Raw genomic sequence first — 24,466 nt, 5'->3', positions numbered from 1 at the left:
CTCGTGATGCCTACTGCGCGTAGGACTTGGCCCCGGTCCCGGCGAACTTGCCGCCCTCGACGATCAGGTATTCCGAGCGGATGGGGCGGCCGGCGAACCAGTCCTCGAGGATCTCGCGGGTCCCGGCGCAGTAGCGGGCCTGCGCCGACAGGCTGGAGCCCGAGATATGCGGCGTCATCGCGTGATTGGGCATGGTGCGCCACGGGTGATCCGGTGGCGGCGGCTGCGGGAACCACACGTCGCCGGCGTAGCCGGCGAGCTGACCGCTCTCCAGCGCCGCCACGATCGCCTTGTGGTCGGTCTCCTCGGCGCGGGCGGTGTTGACGATGTAGGAGCCGCGCCGCATCGACTTCAGCAGCTTCTCGTTGAACATGTGATGGGTCTGGGCGATCAGCGGCGAGTGGATCGACACCACGTCCACCGAGCGGGCCAGCGACTCGACGTCGGGGTGATACGTCACGCCGAGTTGCTTCTCGTACTCCGGCGAGAGCCGGTGCACATCGAAGTAGTGCAGGTTCACCCCAAAGGGTTTCATCCGCTCGAGCACCGCGCGCCCGATCCGGCCGGCGGCGATCACCCCGACGTCCATGCCCTCCACGTCGTAGGACCGCTGCACACAGTCGGCGATATTCCAGCCGCCGTCGCGGATCCACTGGTGCGACGGGACGAAGTTGCGCACCAACGCCAGGATCTGCATCACCGTGTGCTCGGCGACGCTGATGCTGTTGCTCCAGGTTTCCTCGGCGACGGTGACCCCCCGCGCCTGCGCCTCGGCGAGATCCACGTGGTCCGACCCGATGCCGGCGGTCAGCGCCAGCTTGAGGTTGCGCGCCTTGGCGAACCGCTCCTTGGTGATGTAGGCGGGCCAAAAAGGTTGGGAGACCACGATATCGGCGTCGGGCAGTTCCCGCTCGAACTCCGAGTCCGGGCCGTCCTTGTCCGACGTCACGACCAGCTCGTGCCCGCCGTCTTCGAAGAACTTGCGCAACCCCAGGGCACCGGAGACGCAGCCGAGCAGCTCACCGGGCGTGAAGTCGATCTTTGACGGCGTCGGCAGCGACGAGCCGTCGGGGTAGCTGTGGATCACCGGGATGCTGTCGCGGGCGTACTTCGGCGGATACCCGTCAACGGGATCGGGGTACAGCACCATCACACACTTAGCCACTGGCTCCTCCTCCATGGGTTGCGTCTGGCAGGGACCGGACGACTCAACGGCCGGCAGCCACGCGCGGCGCCGTACCGCATATCAGCGTTCGCGCGATGCGGCCGGGTGGCAACGGAGTCGGTTCCAAAGTTTCCCGCCGATTTCCCACACCGCTTTAGCAGACACCACAAGCGTTCCGATCCGTATTTATGGGCCCTGCAAACCTATCGTGCCGCAGCTGCGGGGTTGCGCTGCGGGTCTCGGCGGCGAGCACCAACCGGGGCGCCGCCCCGGGATCCGCTTGTAGCGGCCACCAAAGCCGGACGAGAAATCGACGCGACGGCTTGGAATCGCCTCCGATGACATCCGAGCGTGCCGAGCGCAGAGTCGACTACAGCACGCCCGGCCACGGCAAGGAGCTGATGCGCAGATGCAAGCTGAGGATCAAGTCTCGCCGCGCGAGATGGTGCGCCGTGGGCTGCTGCTCGACGGCCTGGGTCAGCCCGTGGATCTCAATGCCGTGGATTGGCATGTCCGGCAACGCCATCCGGGCGCGGCGCCGTCGGAAGTGCAAGACGAAACCCTGGCGGTCATCCGCTCCCTGGTCAGCGATGGGCTGGTCCGGCTGGGTGCCCAGGTGATGGTGGGCGAACATCTGGGCGGCGTGGCCACCGAGGGTGAACGATTCGTCGCCTGGGACCAGCCGCTGGAGCGATCGATGCACAAGATCTCCCACGTCTACCTCAAGCACTACGACGATCCCGAGCAATGGATGTACGCCGCGTGGATGCAACTCACCGACAAGGGGGAGCAGCTCGCGCGGTCGTTCGAACAGGCAGACCTCGATTCGTATCGAAAGTTCCAGTAGCGGACCGCTCGTCGACGACGGCGGCGGGGCCGCCGAATTTCTTTGACTGCCCACTGATTTCGAGCTAGGGAGGACACTGATGACGGAGAATTTCACGACGACGAATGCGGGCGCCCCGGCGCCCAGCGACGAACTGTCGTTGACGCTGGGTCCCGATGGCCCGGTACTGCTGCAGGATTTCTATCTCATCGAGCAGTTGGCCGCGTTCAACCGCGAGCGGGTCCCCGAGCGCCAGCCGCACGCCAAGGGGACCGGCGCGTTCGGCCGGTTCGAGGTCACCAATGACCTGAGCGCCTACACCAAAGCCGCCGTGTTTCAGCCGGGCACCAAGACCGACGTGTTCGTGCGGCTGTCAGGGAACGCCGGCGAGCGCGGCAGCGCCGACACCGTGCGGGACACGCGCGGGTTTTCGGTGAAGTTCTACACCACCGAGGGCAACTTCGACCTCGTCGGCCTCGACTTCCCGGTCTTCGTCATCCGGGACCCGATCAAGTTCCCGCAGATGGTCCGCTCGGCCAAACGCCGCGCGAACAACGACTGCCGTGACCACAACATGCAGTGGGATTTTTGGACGCTCTCCCCGGAGTCGGCGCACCAGGTGGCCATGATCATGAGCGATCGCGGTATTCCCAAGACGTTTCGTCACATGCACGGCTTCGGCCTGCACACCTTCAGCTTCCTCAACGCCGCCGGCGAGATCTCGTGGGTGAAGTTTCATTTCAAGTCCAACCAGGGCATCGAATGGTTGACCCAGGAAGAGGGCGATCGGCTGGCCGGCACCGACCCGGACTACTGCATCCGGGATCTGTACGAGGCGATCGAGCGCGGGGACCATCCGAGCTGGTCGGTGAAGGTGCAGATCATGCCGTTCGAGGACGCCAAGACGTATCGGTTCAACCCGTTCGACGTGACCAAGGTGTGGCCGCACGCCGACTATCCGCTCATCGATCTGGGCACCATGACGCTGGACCGCAACGTCACCGACCACCACACCGAGGTCGAGCAGGTGACCTTCGCGCCGCATGCGCTGGTGCCCGGGATCGGGCTGAGCCCGGACAAGCTTTTGCTGGGGCGCAGTTTCGCCTACGCCGACGCGCACCGCTACCGGGTCGGGGCCAATCACAACCAAATTCCGGTCAACGCCCCGCGGTGTCCGGTGCGCAGCTATTCCAAGGACGGACAGATGCGCTTCGTCAACTCCACCGACCCGGTGTATGCGCCCAACTCCTACGGCGGGCCGAAGGCCGATCCCGACCGGGCGTCCGTGGTGAAATGGGCCGTCGACGGCGGAATGATGGTGCGCGCGCCCTACACGCTGCGACCAGACGACGACGACTGGGGCCAGGCCGGCGCCCTGGTGCGCGACGTGATGGACGACGCCGAGCGGGAACGACTGGTGCACAACATCGTTCACCATGTCACCGACGGCGTGAAAGAACCCGTGCTGTCTCGCGTCGTCGAATACTGGTACAACATCGACGCCGACGTCGGCAAGAGGGTGGAAGACGGCATCCGAGCCGCCAACCTCGGCCGGTGAGCCGGAAGCCGCCGGACCGCACGATATGGCGGAGAACCATACGACCACGAATGCGGGTGCGCCGGCGCCCAGTGACGAACTGTCCTTGACGGTGGGCCCCGACGGGCCGCTCCTGCTGCAGGATTCCTACCTCGTCGAGCAGATGGCGGCGTTCAATCGGGAACGGGTGCCCGAGCGTCAGCCGCACGCCAAGGGCGCCGGGGCGTACGGGCGCTTCGAGGTGACGGCCGATGCGAGTGAGTACACCAAGGCGGCCTTCCTGCAGCCGGGTGCGGTCACCGAGGTGTTCGCCCGTTTCTCGTCGGGCAACAGCGGCGAGCGTGGCAGTGCCGACACGGCGCGCGACAACCGCGGGTTTTCGGTGAAGTTTTACACCACCGAAGGCAATTTCGACCTCGTCGGCAGCGACGTTCCGGTCTTCGCGATCCGGGATCCGATGAAGTTTCCCAACCTGATTCGCGCCGGGGGTCGCCGCGCGGACAACGACCTGCACGACCACAACATGGTGTGGGATTTCTGGACGAGCTGTCCCGAGACTGCGCATCTGGTGACGCTGGTGATGGGGGACCGGGGCATCCCCAGGACGTTTCGGCATATGAACGGCTTCGGCCTGTACGCGTTCAGTTGGGTCAATTCGGCCGGCGAGATCCATTGGGTGAAGTATCACTTCAAAACCGACCAGGGCATCCAATGGTTGCCCCAGGAAGAGGGTCGGCGGCTGGCCGGCACCGACCCGGACTACTGCATCCGGGATCTGTACGAGGCGATCGAGCGCGGGGAGTATCCGAGCTGGTCGCTGCAGGTGCAGTTGATGCCGTTCGCCGATGCGAAAACATACCGCTTCAACCCCTTTGACGTGACGAAGGTGTGGCCGCACGCCGACTACCCACCCATCGAGGTCGGCACGATGACGTTGGACCGCAACGTCACCGATCACCACGCCGAGGTCGAGCAGGCCGCCTTCGCGCCGAGCAACCTGGTGCCCGGCACCGGGCTGAGCCCCGACAGGCTCTTGTTGGGCCGCAGTTTCGCCTACCCCGATGCGCACCGCGCCCGCATCGGGGTCAACCACGACCAGCTCCCGGTCAACGCCGCCCGGTGTGCGGTGCGCTCGTACGCCAAGGACGGCCGGATGCGGTTTGTCAACACCGCCGACCCGGTGTATGCGCCCAACTCCGCGGGCGGGCCGCAGGCCGATCCCGCACGGGCCGGCGAGGTGCACTGGGCCGCCGACGGGCAGATGCTGCGCGCGGCGTACACGCTGCGCCGCGACGATGACGACTGGGGCCAGGCCGGCACTCTGGTGCGCCAGGTGATGGACGATGCGCAACGGGAACGCCTGGTACACAACATCGTTGGTCACGTCTCGGCGGGGGTGAATGAACCCGTACTGTCCCGTGTCTTCGCGTACTGGCGCCACGTCGACCCCGACATCGGCAGGAAGGTCGAAGAAGGCGTTCGCGCCAATCTCAACAGCTGACCGCATCGCGAGGCCCTGATTCGTTTGCAGCGCAACGAATCACGCGCCGGTGCGCCCGGGGGAGCCGCGTCGGCGGCGCGCTTGTAGCGACCACCAAAGCGCGGCGGGAATTTCGGCCGAATTACGGAGTGAACTACATGGAGTTCAACGCGGCGCCCGAACATGCTGCTAACTGCGGGTCCGGAATCCGTATCCCGGTAGGCAACGAGGGTTTCCACGCGTGCGGTGCGGCCCGCTGAACACCCGAGTTTTCGAGGAGGAAATCATGTCACACGCGCAACCAAATGTGGCCGAAGGGGCTCACTTTGACTTCGTCGTCGTCGGGGGCGGCACCGCGGGTAACGTCGTCGCCGGACGCCTCGCCGAGAACCCGAACTGTCAGCGTCCTGGTCGTCGAGGCCGGTGTCGGCAACCCCTGGGAGCTTGACGGGGTGAACACCCCGGGAACGGCCATGGAGCTGCGCCACAGCCCGTACGACTGGGATTACCTCGCCAAGTTCGTCGACCGTGGCGTCTGGCAGCGCATCGACAAGCAGGAGACCCGGGGCAAGATCCTCGGCGGCAGCTCCGCGGCCAACTACTTCAGCTGGATTCCCGGCTGCAAGCCGACCTACGACCGGTGGGCGGAATACGGTGGCCCGGAATGGACCTGGCAGCCGCTGCTTCCCTACCTGCGCAAGAGCGCCACCTATCACGACGACCACGGGACGTTCTCGCCCGACATGAAGCGGATCGGCGCCGGCGGTCCGCTGCCCATCTCGCACAACAACATCCCCGAGTTGCAGCCCTTCCGCGACGTCGTCGCGCAGGCGTGGAAGTCGCGGGGCCTGCCGGTGACGGAGAACATCTACGACGGTGAGATGAATGGCCTCACCCACGCGGTCAGCACCATCTATCGGGGTGTGCGTTCCGGCAGCTACCTGTTCGTGAAGGACCGGCCCAACATCACGATCCTGCCCGAGGTTCGGTCCAAGCGGCTGATCATCGACTATGCCGACCGCACCTGCAAGGGTGTGACCGTCATCGACGCCTCCGGCACCGAGCGCAGCTTCTACGCCAACCGGGAGGTCATCCTCTCCCAGGGTGTTTTCGAGAGCCCGAAGCTGTTGATGCTCAGCGGTATCGGCCCCGGGCGCGAGCTGGCCAAGCACGGCATCCCCGTGGTCGTCGACTCTCGCCATGTCGGCCAGCACCTGTTCGATCACCCGGGCGTCCCGTTCGTGCTGCGGATCAAGGAGGGCTACGCCATCGACGACTACCTGCGCCCCGGTGCGAAGCACGACTCCGCCGTTGCCGATTACCAGAAGGACCACCAGGGTCCGCTGGGCTCCGGTCTGCTGGAGATGATCGGCTTCCCCCGCGTGGACGAATACCTGGATCGGGATCCGATTTACCGTGAGGCCAAGGCCGCCAACGGCGGGCTCGACCCCTTCTCGCCGGAGGGACAGCCGCACTTCGAGCTCGACTTCGTTCCCGCGTTCGGCAGTGCGTTCCAGTGGCAATACCCCACCCCGCCGGAGGGCGACCACATCACCGTGATGGTCGACCTGGTCCGCCCGGCCTACGACGGCGGCGAGGTGACACTCAACAGCACCGACCCGTTCATGCAGCCCAACATCAACCTGAATTACCTGTCCAACGAGCTCGACATCATCGCCCTGCGCGAGGGCATCAGGCTGGCCTACGACATTCTCACCAAGGGCGACGGCTTCAAGGACCTCGTCATCAGCCAGTACCCGTGGGATATGCCGCTGCACTCCGACGAGCTGATGAGAACGTCCCTCCAGGACCGGGTGCAGACGTCCTACCATCCGTGCGGCACCAACCGGCTGTCCAAGAACATCGACCAAGGCGTGGTGGATCCCAAGCTGAAGGTCCACGGCGTCAACAAACTTCGCGTGGTCGACGCCTCCGTCTTCCCGATCATCCCGGACTGCCGCATCCAGAACACCGTCTACATGGTCGGCGAGAAGGGCGCGGACGCGATCAAGGCCGACCACACGGACCTGTACAAGTAGGGGCCGGGGGCTTCGGCCTGGAGTGTGTACTCATGGCGAGATTCCGGCCGAAATCCCGCCGTGAGTACACACTGAAATCCCTAGCTACACAGTCGAATCCCTGGACGCATTGGTGGTGACGCCGCGGCTGTATCACGGCAAGCGCGCCGCCACGGGTCGGCCTGCTGGATGCTCATGCCTGCCCTAGCCGTGGTCCTGCGGTGTCAGTTTCGACAGCGTCAGCGGCGGCACGTAGCCGCCGATCAGCGTGCGATGCCACCAGGCCCGGTCGCGCCGCAGCTCGGCCGGCGTGGTGAAGCGATACTCGTAGAGCCGTGCCCGCACGTACCGGGGCGGCGCATCGGGGAAGGGGTTGTGCCGCAACAACCGTAACGTCGGGCGATCGTTTTCCAGCAGCCGCTGCAGGAACGGCGTCAGCCACGGCTGGGCGTAGCCGGGCGAGATCGCGGCGAACCACATCAGCCAGTCCAGCCGCAGATGGTAGGGCGCCCACTGGCGAGGCAGCCGGCGCACGCCACCCGGTTTGCCCTTGAATTCGTATTCCCGCCATACGGTCTGGTCGGTGATGTCGTCGTCGGCGGTGCCTTCGATCACCACCTCGCGGCGGACCCGGCCGATGCTGCCGAACGCGCCGTAGGTGTTCACCAGGTGAAAAGAGTTGAACGACATGTTCATTCGCTGGCGCGACGACAGCATGTTGCGTATCGGCCAGTAGCTCATCACCAGCACGGCGGCGGTGACCGCGACCACCACAACGACGAACCACAGCGGTGACGCCGACGGTTCACCGTGCCCCGGCAGCACGCTCTTGGGCAGCAGCAGCGCGACCGACGAATCGTCGATGGCGCTGCACGCCAACAGGATCGTCACCCAATTCAGCCAGGCGAAGTTGCCCGAGGCGACCAGCCACAGCTGGGTGACCACGATGATGGCCGCGGCCACGCCGGCCACCGGCTGCGGCGCGAACAGCCCGAACGGCACGATCAGCTGCGCGAAGTGGTTGCCCGCCACCTCGATCCGGTGCAGGGGCTTGGGCAGGTGGTGGAAGAACCAGCTCAACGGGCCCGGCATCGGCTGCGTCTCGTGGTGGTAGTACAGACAGGTCAGATCGCGCCAGCACGGATCGCCGCGCATCTTGATCAGCCCGGCGCCGAACTCCACCCGGAACAGCAGCAACCGCGCCATCCACAAGGTGAGCAGCGGCGGGGCCACCTCGGCATTGCCCAGGAAGATCATCAGGAAGCCGGTTTCGAGCAGCAGCGACTCCCAGCCGAACGAATACCAGGTCTGCCCGACGTTGACGATCGAGAGGTAGAGCACCCACAGCGTCAGCCACATCAGCATGGCCGCCCACAGCGGCACCGCGTCGGCCGCTCCGGCCACGATGGCCGCCGACAGCGCCGCGCCGAACCAGGAGAGCGCCGCGAACAGTCGATCCGAATAGTGCAGGTGAAAGATGCTCGGCGTGCGCCGCCACGACTGCCCGGCCAAAAACCGCGGGATCGGCAGCATCCCGTGTTCGCCGATGAGCGCGCGGAACTGCGCGGCGGCCGCGACGAACGCCAGCAGGTAAATCACCGCGACGCCGCGCTCGAGCACCAGCCTGCCCACCCAGTAATCGGGTGCGGAAAACCAGCTCATCTCGCTAACTCCTCGGTCGGTGGCGGCTACACCAACCCGCGTATCCAGTCAATCAGCCGATAAACGGGTAGCCAATACTCCGGCCGACTATTCGTGACGGGCTCCGCCGCGCCGGCGGGGCACCGCGACGACCGAGGCGGTAAGCGCCGCAAGCGAAATCAACGCCAGCAGTTGGACATACCCCGCGTGGCCGGCGTACCCGTCGACCGAGCGCCAGGGCTGGCGCGACAACGCCGCCCCGGCCAGGATCAGCCCGCCGGCGCTGCACGCCATCCCGAGCCGCGCCCAGCGCCGGGCGCCCAGCGCATACCGCAGACCCAGCGCGGCGCCCAGCACCGCCACCCCGGCCGCGCCGGCGATCACCGCCCCGGCGGCCAGCGCCGGGACCGCCGCCCACACCCCGGGCCGCCACGGCCGCGCGGGCGGGTCCTGGGTCCCCCGTTTCCGGGTGCGCCAGCACGCCAGCAGCGCCAGCACCGGCAGCAGCGCCAGCCCGACGGCCAGTCCCGCGCGATACAGCGAATTGGAGGCGAAGCTCAGCGTGATGACGCCGGGATCGCCCGCGGGCACCAGCCAGCCCTGCTGCCAGCCGTTGACCGCGATCGGCGTCAGCCGGGCCCCGGTGCCGGTGCGCGCCACCCAGCCGGGATTGATGCTCTCCGGGATGACCAGGATCCGGGAGGTGTTCGACGGGCCGGCCGCCACCTCGCGGCGGTCCGGACCCCAGCCGCGCCACGACGCAACCCGGACCGGCTGGGCGGCCTCGGCGGCGGCCGGGGTGGACAGCTCGGCGCCGTCGACGACGAACTGGGCGCCCGGGCTGATCAACAGCTCCTGCTGGCCCGCGGGCAGCGCGATCGGGTCGCGCTCGCAGGGCACCGCGGCGACGGGCTGGTCATCGAGCAGGGCGCCGACGGTGGTGTGGATCGCGGTGTGCACGAACCGGCCCGCGACGGCGATGACCGGCCCGCGTTCACAGCCGACGCTGACCTCGCGGGCGCGGTTGCGGCCGGCGTCGGCGGGGCCGATCGGGTTGCCGTCGGCGCCCAGCGCCGCGACCTCGGCCAGCCCGGGCGGCTTGAGCTGGTCGAAGCCCAACGCGTTGCGGTCGATGACGTCTTCCCAATCCAGCAGGCTGATGGTCACCGTGTCGGTCACCCGCGGTTTGAGCGGAATCGTCTGCGCCTGACCGGGTTTCACCGCGGTCACCTGCGGGCCGTCGCCCAGGTTGACGGCCACCATGGTGGGGTGGGCGGGCAGCGCCGCCCGGCTGGGAACCAGGCGCACCCCGGCGACCTGAGTGGGCCGGGGCAGGGTGAGCGTCAGGGTGGGCGGCGTCTTGTGCTGCACCACCCGTTGCGGCGCGGTCCAGGCGGTGGCCGGGTCGCCGTCGGTGGCCGCATACGCCGAGCCGAGAACGTCGACGGTATCCGAATCGCCGTGAGCCACAGTCGTATTCGGTTCGGTGATCAGGTCGGCCAGCTTGGGTCCCTGGCGGGGGCGCACCCACACCGTCGGGGTGACCGACGTCGGCGCCGGCACCGTCAGCGTCCGGCTGAAGGTGACCGGCTCTTCCGGGGCCAGCTCCATCGACGGCGCGCAGCGCACACTGTCGGGCGCCCGGGCGCAGCCGGGCCGGCCGGGCAGCTCGGGTCCCAACTCCCACCGCGTGATCGGCGACCCCGGCGGCGGCCCGGGCACCCGCACGGTGTGCCGCAGGTCGACCGGGTGCGCGAAGCCGGACGCGTCGTACTGGGTGACGGTCAAGTCGGTGATGCCGAACTGCACCCCGGGCGATCCGTCGTCGGTGCCGGCGGCGGTGATCCGCAGCCACGGGGTCTCGCCGTAGGGCAGCGCCGCGGCGAGCGGCTTGCCCGGCTGGTCAAACCGCAAAGTGGTGCTGCCCGTTGCGGTTTCGATGAGAATGCGGCGGACCTGGGCGCCGACGGCGGTGGCGCTGGGGGTCAAGGTGAGCGCCGCATTGGTCACCGGGTGGTCGAAATCGATCTGCATCCATTGCCCGACGGCCGATTGCAGCGAGTTGGACACCCACGCCGTCGCCGGGTCCCCGTCGATCGCGGCGGCCGGGGAGGTGGCCGGCGCGACGTCGGGCATCGCGGTGGAATCCGAGGCCGAGCTCGACACCGTGATCCGCCCTCCCGTCCACGCGCCGAGCACCGGATCGGCGCCGGGGACCGGGTAGTCGGGCACCCGGTTGTAGGTGTGCCGCGCGTCGCCGGGGGCCCGGATCGCCGACGAATGTTGGTCCACCCGGCCGTAATCCGTCTCGCGGGCCACCGGGGTGTCGGTGACGGTGACGCCGGCCCCGGCGGGCAGTGGCAGCCCGGCGGCTCGCGCGTCGGCGGTCAGCAGCGCCGGGCCCAGCGGCGGCTGGCCCAGCAGCCGCCGCCTTTCGTCAAGGCGCAGCAGCACTTCCGGCCCGCCGTCGATGCGGGCCATCCGGTCGGTGTCGACGAAGTAGGGGGTGCCCGCGTCGCCGCCGGCGTCGACCCGGTAGACCTCGACGGCCGGATATCGAGGCCGCAATCCGCTGTCGGCGACGAAACCGGCCACGGTGCCCGGCCCCACCGGCGCGCCGAACTGCGCCACCTTGTGCAGGCCCGGCGACCCGTCGACGGCGCGGTGCACCAGGATGGGGCGCGCCGAGCGCGACGTGTCGGGGTCCAGGTCGTTGCGTACCACGACATACGAAATGCCTTGGCGGGCAAGGGTATCGGCCAGGCCCAGCGAGGGGCGGCCGGCGGCGAACAAACGCTGCACCGAATCCAGCGCCCGGATGGTCTGCGGCGGGGTCAACGGGATCGAGTCGCGCACCCCCCACGGGCTGGCGCCCAGCACCTGCAGCGGCTCGTCGTGGCTGGTGCCCCATACCTGGGTGGCGAACGGGGCTCCCGGGGCGACGAGCACCCGCCCGGGGGTGGGGGAGCCGGTGTTGTGCTGGGTCAGCCAGTCGGCCGTCTGCTGCCAATACGGCGGGATCGCGGTGAACGTCCCCGGCGGGGTCAGCCGGCCCGTCCAGGCGAGCGACGTGCTGACCATCAGCGCGGTCAGCACCACCACCGCGGTCGCGACCCGCTTATCGCGCTCCGGGTGCGCAAAGGCGCTGAGCCACAACGACTTCGGCGCGCTGCCCGGCAGCGGTATCCGGCCCAGCAGCTGCGCGACGCCCAGCACGATCGGGATCCTGATCACCGAGCCCAGCTTGTGCACGTTGCGCAGCGGCGCCCCGCCGGCGTCCAGGAACGCCTGCACCGCGTGCGCCGCCGGCGAGCCCAGCCCGCCGCTGTAACCGGCGGCCATCAACACCACCCCGACGAGCAGCATGGTGACCAGCCGCCCGCGCGCCGGCATGGTGGGGCCGGCCAGGCCGGCCAGCCCCGCCGCCGCGACCAGGCAGGTGCCCAGCACCGCCGCCGACCCGGTCACCAGCGGAGCCCCCGCGGTGGCGGTCGGCGCCACGTACGGGGTCCAGCTGTCGGTGCCGCGCAACATCTCCACCAGCGACGACCATTGCGTCGTCACACCCGAGGATTCGATGAAGTCCAGGAACGGCGGGCTGATGGCGCGCAGCATCACCAGGCCCACCACCCACCACAGCGTGGCCAGCACCAGCGCCACCAGCCACCACCCGGTGTAGCGCCACCACAACCGGTTCGGGCGGTGGCACGCCCACCAGATCACCGCGGGCAGGCAGCCGGCCACGGTGGCGATCGCGTTGACCGCACCCATCAGGGCGACGGCCACCCCCGCCTGCGCGGCCAGCGCGCGCACCGACCTCGGGCCGGTGGCCCGCAGCGCCAGGATGGTGGGCAGCAGCACCCACGGCGCCAGCATCATCGGCAGGGTCTCCGACGAGATCGACCCCAGCGTGGTCAGCACCCGCGGCGACAACGCGAACGCGGCGGCGGCGATCACCCGGGAGCCCGGGCTGCCGATCCCCAGCGCCTCGGCGACCCGCAACAGGCCCCAGAAGCCGACCGTCAACAGCAGCGCCCACCACAGCCGCTGGGTGATCCAGCCGGGCACGCCGAGCGCATGGCCGATCAGGAAGAAGGTGCCGTGCGGAAACAGGTATCCGTAGGCCTGGTTCTGCGCCTGCCCGAACGGCAGCTCGCTGTTCCACAGGTTGGTCGCGCGGGCCAGGAAGCGCAGCGGGTTCGCGGTCAGGTCGAGCTTGGTGTCCGGGGAGATCCGTCCGGGCGACTGGGCGAACGTCAACGCCAGCGCGATCGCGCCGACCAGCCACAACCACCGGCGCGAGACCGTCGACGAGGTGGGGGCCGTTTCCGTGGGCGCCGCCCGCGCCGCCCCGACCTCGCCGCTAGCTACGGTTTCCGTACTCCACCCGGTTGAGCACTGACGACTGCGGATCGCCCCCGGGAAGTGGCGGCTTCGTGTCTTGCTGGACCATCAACGTGACGCCGAAGATCGCGGCCGCGCCGAGCAAGAGGCCAACCACAACGCTCGCTGCGGCGGGCGCAACGATCCGGTTCATCGAGGACTCCTGAGGTTTTGCGGGAGGGCGGTCGTGACTTCAACCTAGCGCCAACCTAGCAGAACGGCGGTCGGCCGAATCGCCGGCGCCGGTCACAAGTGCAGGCAGTGCCCGTGGAAGCAGCGGTCGCCGTATTCCACCTGATAGGGCCCGAGCGGGTGCACCGGGGCGTTGGCCGGCGGCGCGGGGTGGCCGGCGTGGCTGGTGGCGGCCAAGGTGATGCCGACGGTGCTCGCCACCCCGATGGACAGCCCCACCGCGGCGCTGGCCACGGCCAACGTGAAACCGGTCATCGCTGGCTCCTCCCCGCACCCGCGTGCTGACCAGGCGCTGGTCAGCCCCCGCTCAGCAACCTACCGCCGATGCCCCCTGCGGACGGATGCGAAACGCCCGTCGTGAAAGCATGGCCCGATGGCATTGTCGCGCCCCCTCGCCGCGCACGCGGCCGTGCTGGCCGCCGTGTCGGCGCTGATGATCGGCTGCGCTCACCGCGCCGCACCCCCGCCCGCGCACTCGTCGACGTCGAACACGCCGGCCGCTGCCCCGGCGCCGCGGGTGTGCGTCGACCCGCCGGCAGCGCCGGCCACCCTGAACCTTCGCGACAAGCTGGCCCAACTGCTGATGGTGGGTGTCAAGAACGCCGACGACGCGCGCAACGTCGTCAACGGCTATCACGTCGGCGGGATCTTCATCGGCAGCTGGACGGACCTGACGATCTTCCGGGGCCCGCTGGGCGACATCGCGGCCAAGGCGGGGCCGTTGCCGCTGGCGGTCAGCGTCGACGAGGAGGGCGGCCGGGTCTCGCGGCTGAAATCCCTGATCGGGACGTCGCCGTCGCCGCGCGAGCTGGCGCAGACGCAGACCGTGCAGCAGGTGCACGACCTGGCCGCCGACCGCGGCAAGAAGATGCGCGACCTGGGCATCACCGTCGATTTCGCGCCCGTCGTCGACGTCAGCGACGAGCCCGACGACGCCGTGATCGGCAACCGTTCGTTCGGCGCGGACCCGGCCAAGGTCACCGAGTACGCCGGTGCGTATGCGCAGGGGCTGCGCGACGCCGGGCTGTTGCCGGTGCTCAAGCACTTCCCCGGCCACGGGCACGGCTCGGGTGACTCCCACACCGGTGGCGTGGTCACGCCGCCGTTGGACGACCTGCAGAACGACGACCTGGTGCCCTACCGGACCCTGGTGACGACGCCGCCGGTCGGGGTGATGGTTGGCCACCTGCAGGTTCCCGGGCTCACCGGCGACGTGCCGGCCAGCCTGAGCCCCGAGGCGGTGCAGTTGCTGCGCAACGGCGTCGGCTACAAGGGGCCGCCGTTCACCGGGCCCGTCTTCAGCGACGATCTGTCCAGCATGGCGGCCATCTCCGACCGGTACGGGGTCTCCGAGGCGGTGCTGCGCAGCCTGCTGGCCGGCGTCGACGTCGCCTTGTGGGTCACCACCGACGAGGTGCCGGCGGTGCTGGACCGGCTGCAGAAGGCGGTCGCCTCGGGCGAATTGCCGGCCCAGCGGGTGGACGAGTCGCTGGTGCGGGTGGCGACCATGAAGGGCCGCGGCCCGGCCTGCGGGCACTAGCGGCTGTGCGGCCGAACCACATTGCCTACCCTTGACTCAGAACGGACCGGCTGGAGAGGTAAGCGATGGCGGGTGGCACCAAGCGGTTACCGCGTGCCATCCGCGAGCAGCAGATGCTCGACGCCGCGGTCCAGATGTTCTCGGTCAACGGCTATCACGAGACCTCGATGGACGCCATCGCCGCCCAGGCGCAGATCTCCAAACCGATGCTGTACCTGTACTACGGCTCCAAGGAGGACCTGTTCGGCGCCTGCCTGAACCGGGAGCTGGGCCGGTTCATCGACGCGGTGCGCGCCGACATCGATTTCCAGCAGAGCCCCAACGACATGCTGCGCAACACCATCGCGTCGTTCATGCGCTACATCGACGCCAACCGGGCGTCCTGGATCGTGATGTACACCCAGGCCACCAGCTCGCAGGCGTTCGCCCACATGGTCCGGGAGGGTCGCGAGCAGATCATCGAACTGGTCGCCGGGCTGATGCGGGCGGGCAGCCGCACCCCGCGGACCGACCGCGAGCACGAGATGATGGCGGTGGCCCTGGTGGGCGCCGGTGAGGCGGTGGCCAATCGGTTGTCCACCGGCGACATCGACGTCGACGAGGCGGCCGCGCTGATGATCGATCTGTTCTGGTACGGGCTCAAGGGTTCACCCGAGGAGCGGGAAGCCGCCGCGGCCCAGCCCGAGGCGGACCGCTCCGGCGCCGGCGGCTAGGGCTACCGTCGTCGAGGTGGCCCGAATGCCCGCACCCCGCTCGGACCGCAACGCCCTCGACTTCTTCTGCGCGGTCATCATCGTCGGTGTGCTCGCCGGAATCGCCGGCGTGGCAACCACATTGGTGCTGCGCGTGGTCCAGCACGCCACCTACCACTACAGTTTCGGCGCGCTGCTGGCCGGGGTGGCCGCCAGCAGCCCGATCCGGCGCGTGCTGGGCCCGATGGTCGGCGCGGCGCTGGCCGGGCTGGGGTGGTGGCTGCTGCGGCGGCGCACCGACGTGCCGCCGCTGGCCGAAACGATCGCGCGCTCCGAGCGCGTCCCGCGGCTCGCCTGGAGCATCGACGCCGTGCTGCAGGTGCTGCTGGTCGGATCCGGGGCATCGCTGGGGCGGGAGGGCGCCCCGCGCCAATTCGCTTCAGCGCTCGGCGATTTCGGTATCGGATGGCTCAGACGCCTGTCGTCGCGCGACCGGGAGATCCTGCTGGCCTGCGCGGCGGGGGCCGGTCTGGGCGCGGTGTATGCGGTGCCGCTGGCCGGTGCGCTGTTCGCGGTCCGGATCCTGCTGCGCACCTGGCGGCTGCGGGCGGTGGGCGCGGCGTTCCTGTCCTCCGGGGTGGCGGTGGCCGTCGGCTCGGCCGTCACCGGCGACCAGCCCAACCTGCGATGGCCGGTCGAAGAGTCCACCTACCTGTTGACCGCGCACGGGCTGTTGCTGGCGCCGGTGGCGCTCGCGGTGGGATTGGCCTTCAACCGGTTGATGGCCGTAGCCCGGCCGGCCCGCCCGATGCGGACCTGGACGCTCATCCCGGCGCTAGCCGGCGCCGGCCTGGTGACGGGCGTCTGCTCGCATTGGTGGCCCGAATTGCCCGGCAACGGCCGCAGCATCCTGACGGTCAGCCTGGCCAGCGGCATGACCTTGGCGTCGGCCCTGGCGATCCTGCTGCTCAAACCCGTTCTGACCGCGTTGTTTTTGCGCGCCGGCGGGGCCGGCGGCCTGTTGACGCCGTCGCTGGCCACCGGGGCGGCCGCCGGGGCGGCGCTGGTGCTGACGATCAATTGGGCGACCGGGAGCCAGCTGCACGTGCCCGCGGTGTCGCTGGCCGGCGTCGCCGGGGTGCTGGCCGTCACCCAGGGCTCACCGATCTGGGCGGCGATCTTCGTCTGGGAGCTGGCCCGGCCACCGCTGTGGCTGTTCCTGCTTTTCCTGCTGACCGCGACCGCCGCGCACGGGCTGAAAGTGCTTGCCCAGGGCCGTACTACGACGCACGCCGGCTGACCTACAGCGCCCGGACGGTTCCGGTCAGGTGCGGGTAGCCCTTGGCGATGTTGCGTAGCGCGATGTCCCAGCCGCCGTCGTGTTCGTCGATGTAGAGACCGGTGGTCGCGGGCAGCACCACCGGCTTGCCGAACCGCACCGAGTAGCGCACCGCATCGGGAATCGCGGCTTCGATGTTGGCCAATACCGCTGCGGCACTGAACATTCCGTGCGCGATCACGGTGGGGAAGCCGAACAGCTTGGCCGCGATCGGGTTGGTGTGGATGGGATTGTGGTCACCCCCGACGACGGCGTAGCGGCGGATCAGCCCCGGGGTGATGCGCAGCACGGTCGGCGGCGGCAGCAGCTTGGGCTGCTTCTGCGGCGGCGGTTTGGGTTGGTCGGACAGGCTGGTGCGCTGCTGGTGCAGGAAGGTGGTCACCTGATGCCACGCGGTGTCGTTCCCCACGCTGACGTCGGTCACCAGATCGACCAGCAGACCCTTGCGGTGCTCGCGCAGGTTCTCCGCGTGCACCCGCACCCCGACGGTGTCGGTGACCGCGATCGGGCGGTACTGCGTGATGTGGTTCTCGGTGTGCACCGAACCCATTGCGGCGAAAGGGAAGTCGAACCCGGTCACCAGCGACATCAGCGCCGGAAAGGTCAGCGCGAACGGGTAGGTCAACGGCACATGGTTGCGGTAGCGCAGCCCGGTGACCGCCGCGTACTCGGCCACGTTGGTGCGGTCGATGGGAAGGTCCTCGACGGTGACCGTGCGGGTGGGCAGCGCGCTGCCGCGGGACACCACCGGCAGCGCCCCGGCGGCCGCGCGCAGCATGTTCTTCAAGCCGCTCGGCTGGTTCATCATGCCCCCAGCATCGCCTGGCCGCAGACCCGGATGACGTTGCCGGTCACCGCGTTCGACGCCGGGCTGGCGAAGTAGGCGATGGTTTCGGCGACGTCCACCGGCTGCCCGCCCTGCAGCAGCGAGTTCATTCGGCGCCCCACCTCGCGGGTGGCCAGCGGGATGGCGGCCGTCATCTGGGTCTCGATGAATCCCGGCGCGACGGCGTTGATGGTGATGCCCTTGTCGTAGAGCTCCGGCGCCAGCGCCTGGGTGAGGCCGATCATGCCTGCCTTGGTGGTGGCGTAGTTGGTCTGGCCGCGGTTGCCCGCGATGCCGGCCATCGACGACAGGCCGACGATGCGGCCGCCTTCGCCGATGCTGCCGTTGCCCACCAGCCCTTCTGTAAGGCGAAGTGGGGCAAGCAGATTCACGGCCAACACGGCGTCCCAGCGCGCGTCGTCCATGTTGGCCAGCAGCTTGTCGCGGGTGATCCCGGCGTTGTTGACCAGGATGTCGGCGTGACCGCCGTGGTGCTCGCGCAGGTGCTCGGTGATCTTGTCGACGGCGTCGGGGGCGGTGACGTCGAGCCACAGCGCGGTGCCCCCGACCCGGCTGGCCGTCTCGGCCAGCGTCTCGGCGGCCGATTCCACGTCGATCGCGACCACGCGGGCGCCGTCGCGGGCGAACACCTCGGCGATCGTGGCGCCGATTCCGCGGGCCGCACCGGTCACGATGGCGACCTTGCCGTCCAGCGGCCGTTCCCAGTCCGCCGGGGGCGTGGAGTCGGCCTCGCCGACGTAGAAGACCTGGCCGTCGACGTAGGCGGACTTGGCCGACAGGATGAACCGCATGGTCGACTCCAGGCCCGTCGCGGCGGGTTTGGCGGCCGGCGACAGGTACACCAGCGCCACCGTCGAGCCGTTGCGCAGCTCCTTGCCCAATGACCGGGTGAAGCCCTCCAGGGCACGCTGGGCGATCCGCTCGTGCGTGCCGCCGGCGGCGTCGGGCGTGGTGCCGACCACCACCACGCGGGCGCAGTGACCCAGGTTGCGCAGCAGTGGGGTGAAGAACTCGTACAGCCCCTTCAGGCCCTCCGGGGTGGTGATCCCGGTGGCGTCGAAGACCAGCCCGCCGAACCGGTCGGCCCAGCGCCCGCCCAGGTTGTTGCCGACCAGGTCGTAGTCCTTGGCCAGCGCCGCCCGCAGCGGCTCGACCACGCGGCCCTCGCCGCCGATCAGCAGCGACCCGGCCAGCGGCGGGTCACCGGGCCGGTAGCGGCGCAGCGTCTCGGGTTGCGGGACGCCGAGCTGCTTGGCGAGAAACGATCCAGGACCGGAATTGACAATCTGCGAGAACAGATCGGACGAGACCTTCGGAGCCACCGGAGCTACCTTCCGTGTTGTTTCTGCGTCGGGGTATGCCTATAGGACAACCGTATCGAGGACGAACTTACTTCAGAGTAAGAACAGTGGGTAGTATGGCCCGAGACGGGCGACCCGCAAACCGACCAACCGCAGACACACGGAGAACACAAGTGGCCCCTGCAAGTTCCGAGGCAAGCAAACCGGCTGCTCAGCGCAGTGCGCAGCGGCGGCCAGTGGCCGTCCTGGGTGGCAACCGGATTCCGTTCGCCCGCTCCGACGGCGCCTATGCCGAGGCGTCCAACCAGGACATGCTCACCGCCGCGCTGGAGGGGTTGGTGGACCGCTTCGGGCTGGCCGGTGAGCGGCTGGGCGTGGTGGTCGGCGGCGCGGTGCTCAAGCACAGCCGGGACTTCAACCTGACCCGCGAATGCGTGCTGGGTTCACAGCTGTCGTCCTACACGCCGGCGTTCGACCTGCAGCAGGCCTGCGGCACCGGGTTGCAGGCCGCGATCGCGGCCGCCGAGGGCATCGCCGCCGGCCGCTACGACGTGGCCGCCGCCGGCGGGGTGGACACCACCTCGGACGCGCCGATCGGCCTGGGCGACAACCTGCGCCGCACGCTGCTGAAGTTGCGCCGGGCCAAGTCGAACGTGCAGCGACTCAAGCTGGTGGGCACGCTGCCGGCGACCCTGGGCGTCGAGATCCCGGTCAACAGCGAGCCGCGCACCGGCCTGTCCATGGGCGAGCACCAGGCGATCACCGCCAAGCAGATGGGCATCACCCGGGTCGCCCAGGACGAGCTGGCCGCCGCCAGCCACCGCAACATGGCGGCCGCCTACGACCGCGGCTTCTTCGACGACCTGGTCACCCCGTTCCTGGGCCTGTACCGCGACGACAACCTGCGGCCCGACTCGTCGCCGGAGAAGCTGGCCAAGCTGCGGCCGGTGTTCGGGGTGAAGGCCGGCGACGCGACGATGACGGCGGGTAACTCGACCCCGCTGACCGACGGCGCCTCGGTGGCGCTGCTGGGCACCGAGGAGTGGGCGGCCGCGCACTCGCTGACCCCGCTGGCCTACCTGGTGGATGCCGAGACGGCCGCGGTCGACTACGTCAACGGGCGCGACGGCCTGCTGATGGCCCCCACCTACGCGGTGCCGCGGCTGCTCGCCCGCAACGGCCTGAGCCTGCAGGACTTCGACTTCTACGAGATCCACGAGGCGTTCGCCTCGGTGGTGCTGGCCCATCTGCAGGCCTGGGAATCCGAGGACTACTGCAAGGAACGGCTCGGCCTGGACGCCGCGCTGGGCTCCATCGACCGCTCCAAGCTCAACGTCAACGGGTCCTCGCTGGCCGCCGGTCACCCGTTCGCGGCCACCGGCGGGCGGATCCTGGCGCAGGCCGCCAAGCAGGTCGCGCAGCGTAAGGCCGAGCTCAAGGGCGCCGACAAACCGGTGCGCGCCCTGATCTCGATCTGCGCGGCCGGCGGCCAGGGCGTGGCCGCGATCCTCGAGGCCTGACGGGCCGGGCCCATGAGTTGGGTCACATCGGGTTAGCAAGGGTTAGTAACCGGAGGCCGCGGGTATCCGTGACCCCGGATAGCCCCGTGTTGTGGTCTGACCCCCCGACCCCGACGGCAATACGGGGCATCCCTGACACGACCGCCTGTCAGTTTGCGCGACGGGCGTCCGAGAAGGGCCGCCGCTGGAGTGAGGGGATCCAGCGGCGGCCTTTTTCTGCGCCCCATCGTGCGCCCATCCGGCGCCGCGCAATCAAAAACCCCGCTGCCATCGGGAAGCGGGGTTTTTGATTGCGCTTGTCAGCGGCCTCGGAAGGGCTTTAGAAGGCCGCCTCGTCGAGCTCCATGATGTCGTTGTCCAGCGTCTCGATGACCTCGCGGGTGCTGGTCAGCATCGGCAGGAAGTTCTTCGCGAAGAACGACGCCACCGCGATCTTGCCCTCGTAGAAGGACCGGTCCTCGCCGCTGGCGCCGGCGTCCAGCGCCGCCACGGCCACCGCCGCCTGACGCTGCAGCAACCAGCCGATGATCAGGTCACCGACGCTCATCAGGAACCGCACCGAACCCAGGCCCACCTTGTACAGGCTGGTCACGTCCTCCTGGGCGGCCATCAGGTAGCCGGTCAGGGCGGTCGCCATGCCCTGCACGTCCGCCAGCGCCTTGGCCAGCAGTTCGCGCTCGGACTTGAGCCGGCCGTTGCCGGACTCGCTGTCGACGAACTTCTGGATCTGCTCGGACACGTGGGCCAGCGCCACACCCTTGTCGCGGACGATCTTGCGGAAGAAGAAGTCCTGCGCCTGGATGGCCGTGGTGCCCTCGTAGAGCGAGTCGATCTTGGAGTCGCGGATGTACTGCTCAATCGGGTAGTCCTGCAGGAAGCCGGAGCCACCGAAGGTCTGCAGGCTCTCGGTGAGCTTGGCGTAGGCCTGCTCGGAGCCGACGCCCTTGACCACCGGCAGCATCAGGTCGTTGACCTTGACCGCCAGTTCGGCGTCCACCCCGTAGAGCGCCTCGGCGACCGCCGCGTCCTGGTAGGTCGAGGTGAACAGGTACAGCGCGCGCAGACCCTCGGCGTAGGCCTTCTGGGTCATCAGCGACCGCCGCACGTCCGGGTGGTGCGTGATGGTCACCCGCGGTGCGGTCTTGTCGGTCATCTGGGTCATGTCGGCGCCCTGGACGCGAGACTTGGCGTACTCCAACGCGTTCAGGTAACCGGTCGACAGGGTCGCGATGGCCTTGGTGCCCACCATCATGCGGGCCTGCTCGATGACCTCGAACATCTGCGCGATGCCGTTGTGCACCTCGCCGACCAGCCAGCCCTTGGCCGGGACGTCGTGCTGGCCGAAGCTCAGCTCGCAGGTCGCCGACACCTTCAGGCCCATCTTGTGCTCGACATTGGTGACGAAGACGCCGTTGCGCTCGCCGAGCTCACCGGTCTCGAAGTCGAACAGGAACTTGGGCACGAAGAACAGCGACAGGCCCTTGGTGCCGGGGCCGGCGCCCTCGGGGCGGGCCAGCACCAGGTGGAAGATGTTCTCGAACAGGTCGTCGGAGTCGGCCGAGGTGATGAATCGCTTCACACCGTCGATGTGCCAGGAGCCGTCGTCCTGCTTGACCGCCTTGGTGCGCCCGGCGCCGACGTCGGAACCCGCGTCCGGCTCGGTGAGCACCATGGTCGAACCCCAGCCGCGCTCGGCGGCCATCACGGCCCACTTCTTCTGCTCGTCGGTGCCCAGGTGGTAGAGGATGTTGGCGAAGCCCGCGCCGCCGGCGTACATCCAGACCGCCGGGTTGGCGCCCAGGATGTGCTCGTGCAGCGCCCACAGCAGCGCCTTGGGCATGGCGACGCCGCCGAGGGCCTCGTCGATGCCTACCTTGTCCCACCCGGCCTCGATGACGGCGTGGACGGACTTCTTGAACGATTCCGGCAGCGTCACCGAGTGCGTCTTCGGGTCGAACACCGGCGGGTTGCGGTCGCCCTCGACGAAGGAGTCGGCGATGGGCCCCTCGGCCAGCCGGCTGATTTCGTTCAACATCTCGCGGGCCGTGTCGGCGTCCAGATCGCTGAACTCGCCTTGCCCTAAAGCCTTGTCAACGCCCAGCACTTCGAACAGGTTGAATTCCTGGTCGCGGACGTTGCTCTTGTAGTGGCTCACTACGGTCCTCCTCGTTGAGAATGCCACTTGTGGTTGGGTACTAGGTCTAAGTTACCCACCAGTAACAACTTCAAAATATCGTTCGCGTCAGCGGGATGCAAGCCAATGTGAGCTAGATTTCATTGCCTAATTAACCAACCGGTTGGGCAGACGGGTGCCCACGCCATGCGCAACCCATCTACCTGCGGTGACGGTGGGGAGGTGAGCAACGACATGTGCCCTGTGCCGGGCGTCACCGCGGTGCCCGAGGTGGACCTGCGGGCCGATCCCGACGTGTTGCGGGACGGCCTGCGCGACGCCGCGCACCGGGTCGGCTTCTTCTATCTGACCGGCCACGGGGTACCGGCGGACCTGGTGGACCGGGTGCTCGACGCCGCGCGCCGGTTCTTCCGGCTGCCCCAGGCGGACAAGGACGCCGTCGCGATGGTGCGCAGCCCCCATTTCCGCGGCTACACCCGGCTAGGCGGGGAGCGGACCCGCGGTGCGGTCGATTGGCGCGAACAGATCGACATCGGCCCGGAACGCCCGCCGATCGGCCGGCTGGACAAGTCGGACTACCGGTGGCTGCAGGGCCCCAACCAGTGGCCCGCGGCGCTGCCGGAGCTGCCCGGGCTCATCGAGGAGTGGGACGCCGCGCTGTCCGGGGTGGCCCGCACCCTGCTGCGGCATTGGGCGGCCGCGCTGGGCAGCCCGGACGACGTGTTCGACGCGGCGTTCGCCGACGCGCCGGCCACCCTGATCAAGATCATCCGCTACCCGGGGCGCGCGGCCGGCCCGCAGGGGGTGGGCGCGCATCGCGACGCCGGTGTGCTCACGCTGCTGCTGGCCGAGCCGGGCAGCCGGGGCTTGCAGGTGCGCCGTGGCGGGCCGGGCGGCGACGGCTGGATCGACGTGCCGCCGCGGCAGGGTGCGTTCATCGTCAACATCGGCGAGCTGCTGGAGGCGGCGACGCGGGGCTACCTGCGCGCCACCGAGCACCGGGTGAATCTGGCGGGGTCGACGGCAGAGCGGATCTCGGTGCCCTACTTCTTCAATCCGCGCCTCGACGCCCGGATACCCGTGCTGTCGCTGCCGCCTGAACTCCGGGCGCACGCCGGCGAGCGCTGGACCCCGTCGGAGGATCCGGCCGACCCCATCTTCTCCGTCTACGGCCGCAACGCCTGGAAGAGCCGGCTGCGCTCGCACCCCGATGTCGCCTCGGCGCATGGCTTTTCGGCGCACCACGGCGCAGCGGACTGATCCCGCGTAGCGCCAGGGTGGCCGCGACGGCGCCATCCGCGCCGGGTAGGGTCACATCCGAAAATCCCGTGTCCGGCCTAGGGGCGAATGAAGTCCGGTGAATTCGAACAACAAGCTGACAGCGTCGTCACTTCGTGAGGCCTTCGGTCATTTCCCGTCCGGTGTGGTGGCGATCGCCGCCGAGGTGAACGGAACCTTGGAGGGTCTGGCGGCCAGCACCTTCGTCCCGGTCTCGCTGGATCCGCCGCTGGTGTCGTTCTGCGTGCAGAACACCTCGACCACCTGGCCCAAGCTCAAGGACCGGCCCATGCTGGGGATCAGCGTGCTCGGCGAGGAGCACGACGAGGCCGCCCGCACGCTGGCCGCCAAGACCGGCGACCGGTTCGCCGGGCTGGAGACCGTCTCGCGGCCCACCGGCGCGGTGTTCATCAAGGGCACCGCCCTGTGGCTGGAAAGCGCGGTTGAACAGCTGATCCCGGCCGGGGATCACACCATCGTGGTGTTGCGGGTCAACGAGGTGACCGTGGACGCCAACGTGGCGCCCATCGTGTTTCATCGCAGCGGGTTCCGCCGCCTCGGCGCCTGATCTTT

At 69.1% G+C, this 24,466-nt stretch carries 18 protein-coding genes; 10 read left to right on the top strand and 8 right to left on the bottom strand.

Annotation, left to right across the window (positions count from 1 at the left end; all coding sequences use genetic code 11):
- Positions 1–10: 10 nt before the first annotated feature.
- A complete protein-coding gene (locus H7I87_RS25090; RefSeq protein ID WP_033727388.1) occupies positions 11–1,165 on the bottom strand; it encodes an NAD-dependent formate dehydrogenase in 1,155 nt (384 codons plus the stop codon).
- Between the two features lie 547 nt (positions 1,166–1,712).
- On the opposite strand from H7I87_RS25090, the gene H7I87_RS25085 reads away from it, so the two are divergent.
- The 4 genes from H7I87_RS25085 (at position 1,713) to H7I87_RS25070 (ending at position 7,047) form a co-directional block, all read left to right on the top strand.
- On the top strand, positions 1,713–2,012 hold the full coding sequence (locus H7I87_RS25085) for a hypothetical protein (RefSeq protein ID WP_033710773.1): 300 nt from the start codon (positions 1,713–1,715) through the stop codon (positions 2,010–2,012).
- Between the two features lie 79 nt (positions 2,013–2,091).
- Positions 2,092–3,549, top strand: a complete 1,458-nt coding sequence (locus H7I87_RS25080) for a catalase (protein WP_033727378.1) — start codon at positions 2,092–2,094, stop codon at positions 3,547–3,549.
- A 25-nt stretch (positions 3,550–3,574) separates the two neighbouring features.
- Positions 3,575–5,029 (top strand): catalase, encoded by a 1,455-nt coding sequence (locus H7I87_RS25075; protein WP_033727377.1) that lies wholly within the window; start codon positions 3,575–3,577, stop codon positions 5,027–5,029.
- Between the two features lie 305 nt (positions 5,030–5,334).
- Entirely contained in the window at positions 5,335–7,047 is a 1,713-nt protein-coding gene (locus tag H7I87_RS25070; protein WP_425270880.1) for a GMC family oxidoreductase, read from the top strand.
- A gap of 183 nt (positions 7,048–7,230) precedes the next feature.
- Here the strand turns inward: H7I87_RS25070 and H7I87_RS25065 are convergent, their stop codons facing one another.
- From H7I87_RS25065 to H7I87_RS25050, 4 genes are all read right to left on the bottom strand, one after another.
- Positions 7,231–8,688 carry a lipase maturation factor family protein gene (locus H7I87_RS25065; RefSeq protein WP_023895708.1) on the bottom strand — a complete coding sequence of 486 codons (1,458 nt, stop codon included), beginning with the start codon at positions 8,686–8,688 and terminating at the stop codon, positions 7,231–7,233.
- 87 nt (positions 8,689–8,775) lie between these two features.
- Positions 8,776–12,957, bottom strand: coding sequence for an alpha-(1->3)-arabinofuranosyltransferase (locus H7I87_RS25060; protein WP_033727374.1), 4,182 nt, complete (start codon positions 12,955–12,957; stop codon positions 8,776–8,778).
- A gap of 73 nt (positions 12,958–13,030) precedes the next feature.
- Positions 13,031–13,204 (bottom strand): DUF2613 domain-containing protein, encoded by a 174-nt coding sequence (locus H7I87_RS25055; RefSeq protein WP_003874046.1) that lies wholly within the window; start codon positions 13,202–13,204, stop codon positions 13,031–13,033.
- Positions 13,205–13,296: 92 nt separating this feature from the next.
- A complete protein-coding gene (locus tag H7I87_RS25050) occupies positions 13,297–13,497 on the bottom strand; it encodes a DUF2613 family protein (RefSeq protein WP_023895706.1) in 201 nt (66 codons plus the stop codon).
- A gap of 118 nt (positions 13,498–13,615) precedes the next feature.
- On the opposite strand from H7I87_RS25050, the gene H7I87_RS25045 reads away from it, so the two are divergent.
- From H7I87_RS25045 to H7I87_RS25035, 3 genes are all read left to right on the top strand, one after another.
- Complete coding sequence (locus tag H7I87_RS25045; RefSeq protein WP_033727373.1) at positions 13,616–14,782, top strand: glycoside hydrolase family 3 N-terminal domain-containing protein; 1,167 nt, start codon at positions 13,616–13,618, stop codon at positions 14,780–14,782.
- A gap of 65 nt (positions 14,783–14,847) precedes the next feature.
- A complete protein-coding gene (locus H7I87_RS25040; protein WP_033727372.1) occupies positions 14,848–15,495 on the top strand; it encodes a TetR/AcrR family transcriptional regulator in 648 nt (215 codons plus the stop codon).
- A 25-nt stretch (positions 15,496–15,520) separates the two neighbouring features.
- Positions 15,521–16,774: a chloride channel protein gene (locus tag H7I87_RS25035; protein WP_033727370.1), complete on the top strand. Its 1,254-nt coding sequence runs from the start codon at positions 15,521–15,523 to the stop codon at positions 16,772–16,774.
- 1 nt (position 16,775) lies between these two features.
- Here the strand turns inward: H7I87_RS25035 and H7I87_RS25030 are convergent, their stop codons facing one another.
- On the bottom strand, positions 16,776–17,618 hold the full coding sequence (locus tag H7I87_RS25030; RefSeq protein WP_033727369.1) for a MaoC/PaaZ C-terminal domain-containing protein: 843 nt from the start codon (positions 17,616–17,618) through the stop codon (positions 16,776–16,778).
- Positions 17,618–18,982 (bottom strand): 3-oxoacyl-ACP reductase, encoded by a 1,365-nt coding sequence (locus tag H7I87_RS25025; protein WP_023860762.1) that lies wholly within the window; start codon positions 18,980–18,982, stop codon positions 17,618–17,620. Before H7I87_RS25025 ends, H7I87_RS25030 begins: the two co-directional genes overlap by 1 nt.
- 152 nt (positions 18,983–19,134) lie before the next feature.
- On the opposite strand from H7I87_RS25025, the gene H7I87_RS25020 reads away from it, so the two are divergent.
- Positions 19,135–20,481 carry an acetyl-CoA C-acetyltransferase gene (locus H7I87_RS25020; RefSeq protein WP_023860761.1) on the top strand — a complete coding sequence of 449 codons (1,347 nt, stop codon included), beginning with the start codon at positions 19,135–19,137 and terminating at the stop codon, positions 20,479–20,481.
- Between the two features lie 319 nt (positions 20,482–20,800).
- Here the strand turns inward: H7I87_RS25020 and H7I87_RS25015 are convergent, their stop codons facing one another.
- A complete protein-coding gene (locus H7I87_RS25015) occupies positions 20,801–22,636 on the bottom strand; it encodes an acyl-CoA dehydrogenase (protein WP_003879144.1) in 1,836 nt (611 codons plus the stop codon).
- 201 nt (positions 22,637–22,837) lie between these two features.
- Between H7I87_RS25015 and H7I87_RS25010 the strand changes: the two genes are divergently transcribed.
- Together H7I87_RS25010 and H7I87_RS25005 are read left to right on the top strand one after the other, a co-directional pair.
- Positions 22,838–23,875: an isopenicillin N synthase family dioxygenase gene (locus tag H7I87_RS25010; protein WP_031347577.1), complete on the top strand. Its 1,038-nt coding sequence runs from the start codon at positions 22,838–22,840 to the stop codon at positions 23,873–23,875.
- A gap of 97 nt (positions 23,876–23,972) precedes the next feature.
- On the top strand, positions 23,973–24,461 hold the full coding sequence (locus tag H7I87_RS25005; protein WP_003874036.1) for a flavin reductase family protein: 489 nt from the start codon (positions 23,973–23,975) through the stop codon (positions 24,459–24,461).
- Positions 24,462–24,466 lie beyond the last annotated feature (5 nt).

It is taken from the genome of Mycobacterium timonense, assembly GCF_025821985.1.
Lineage (GTDB): Bacteria > Actinomycetota > Actinomycetes > Mycobacteriales > Mycobacteriaceae > Mycobacterium > Mycobacterium avium.
This window is presented reverse-complemented; position numbering and strand designations above follow the sequence as displayed.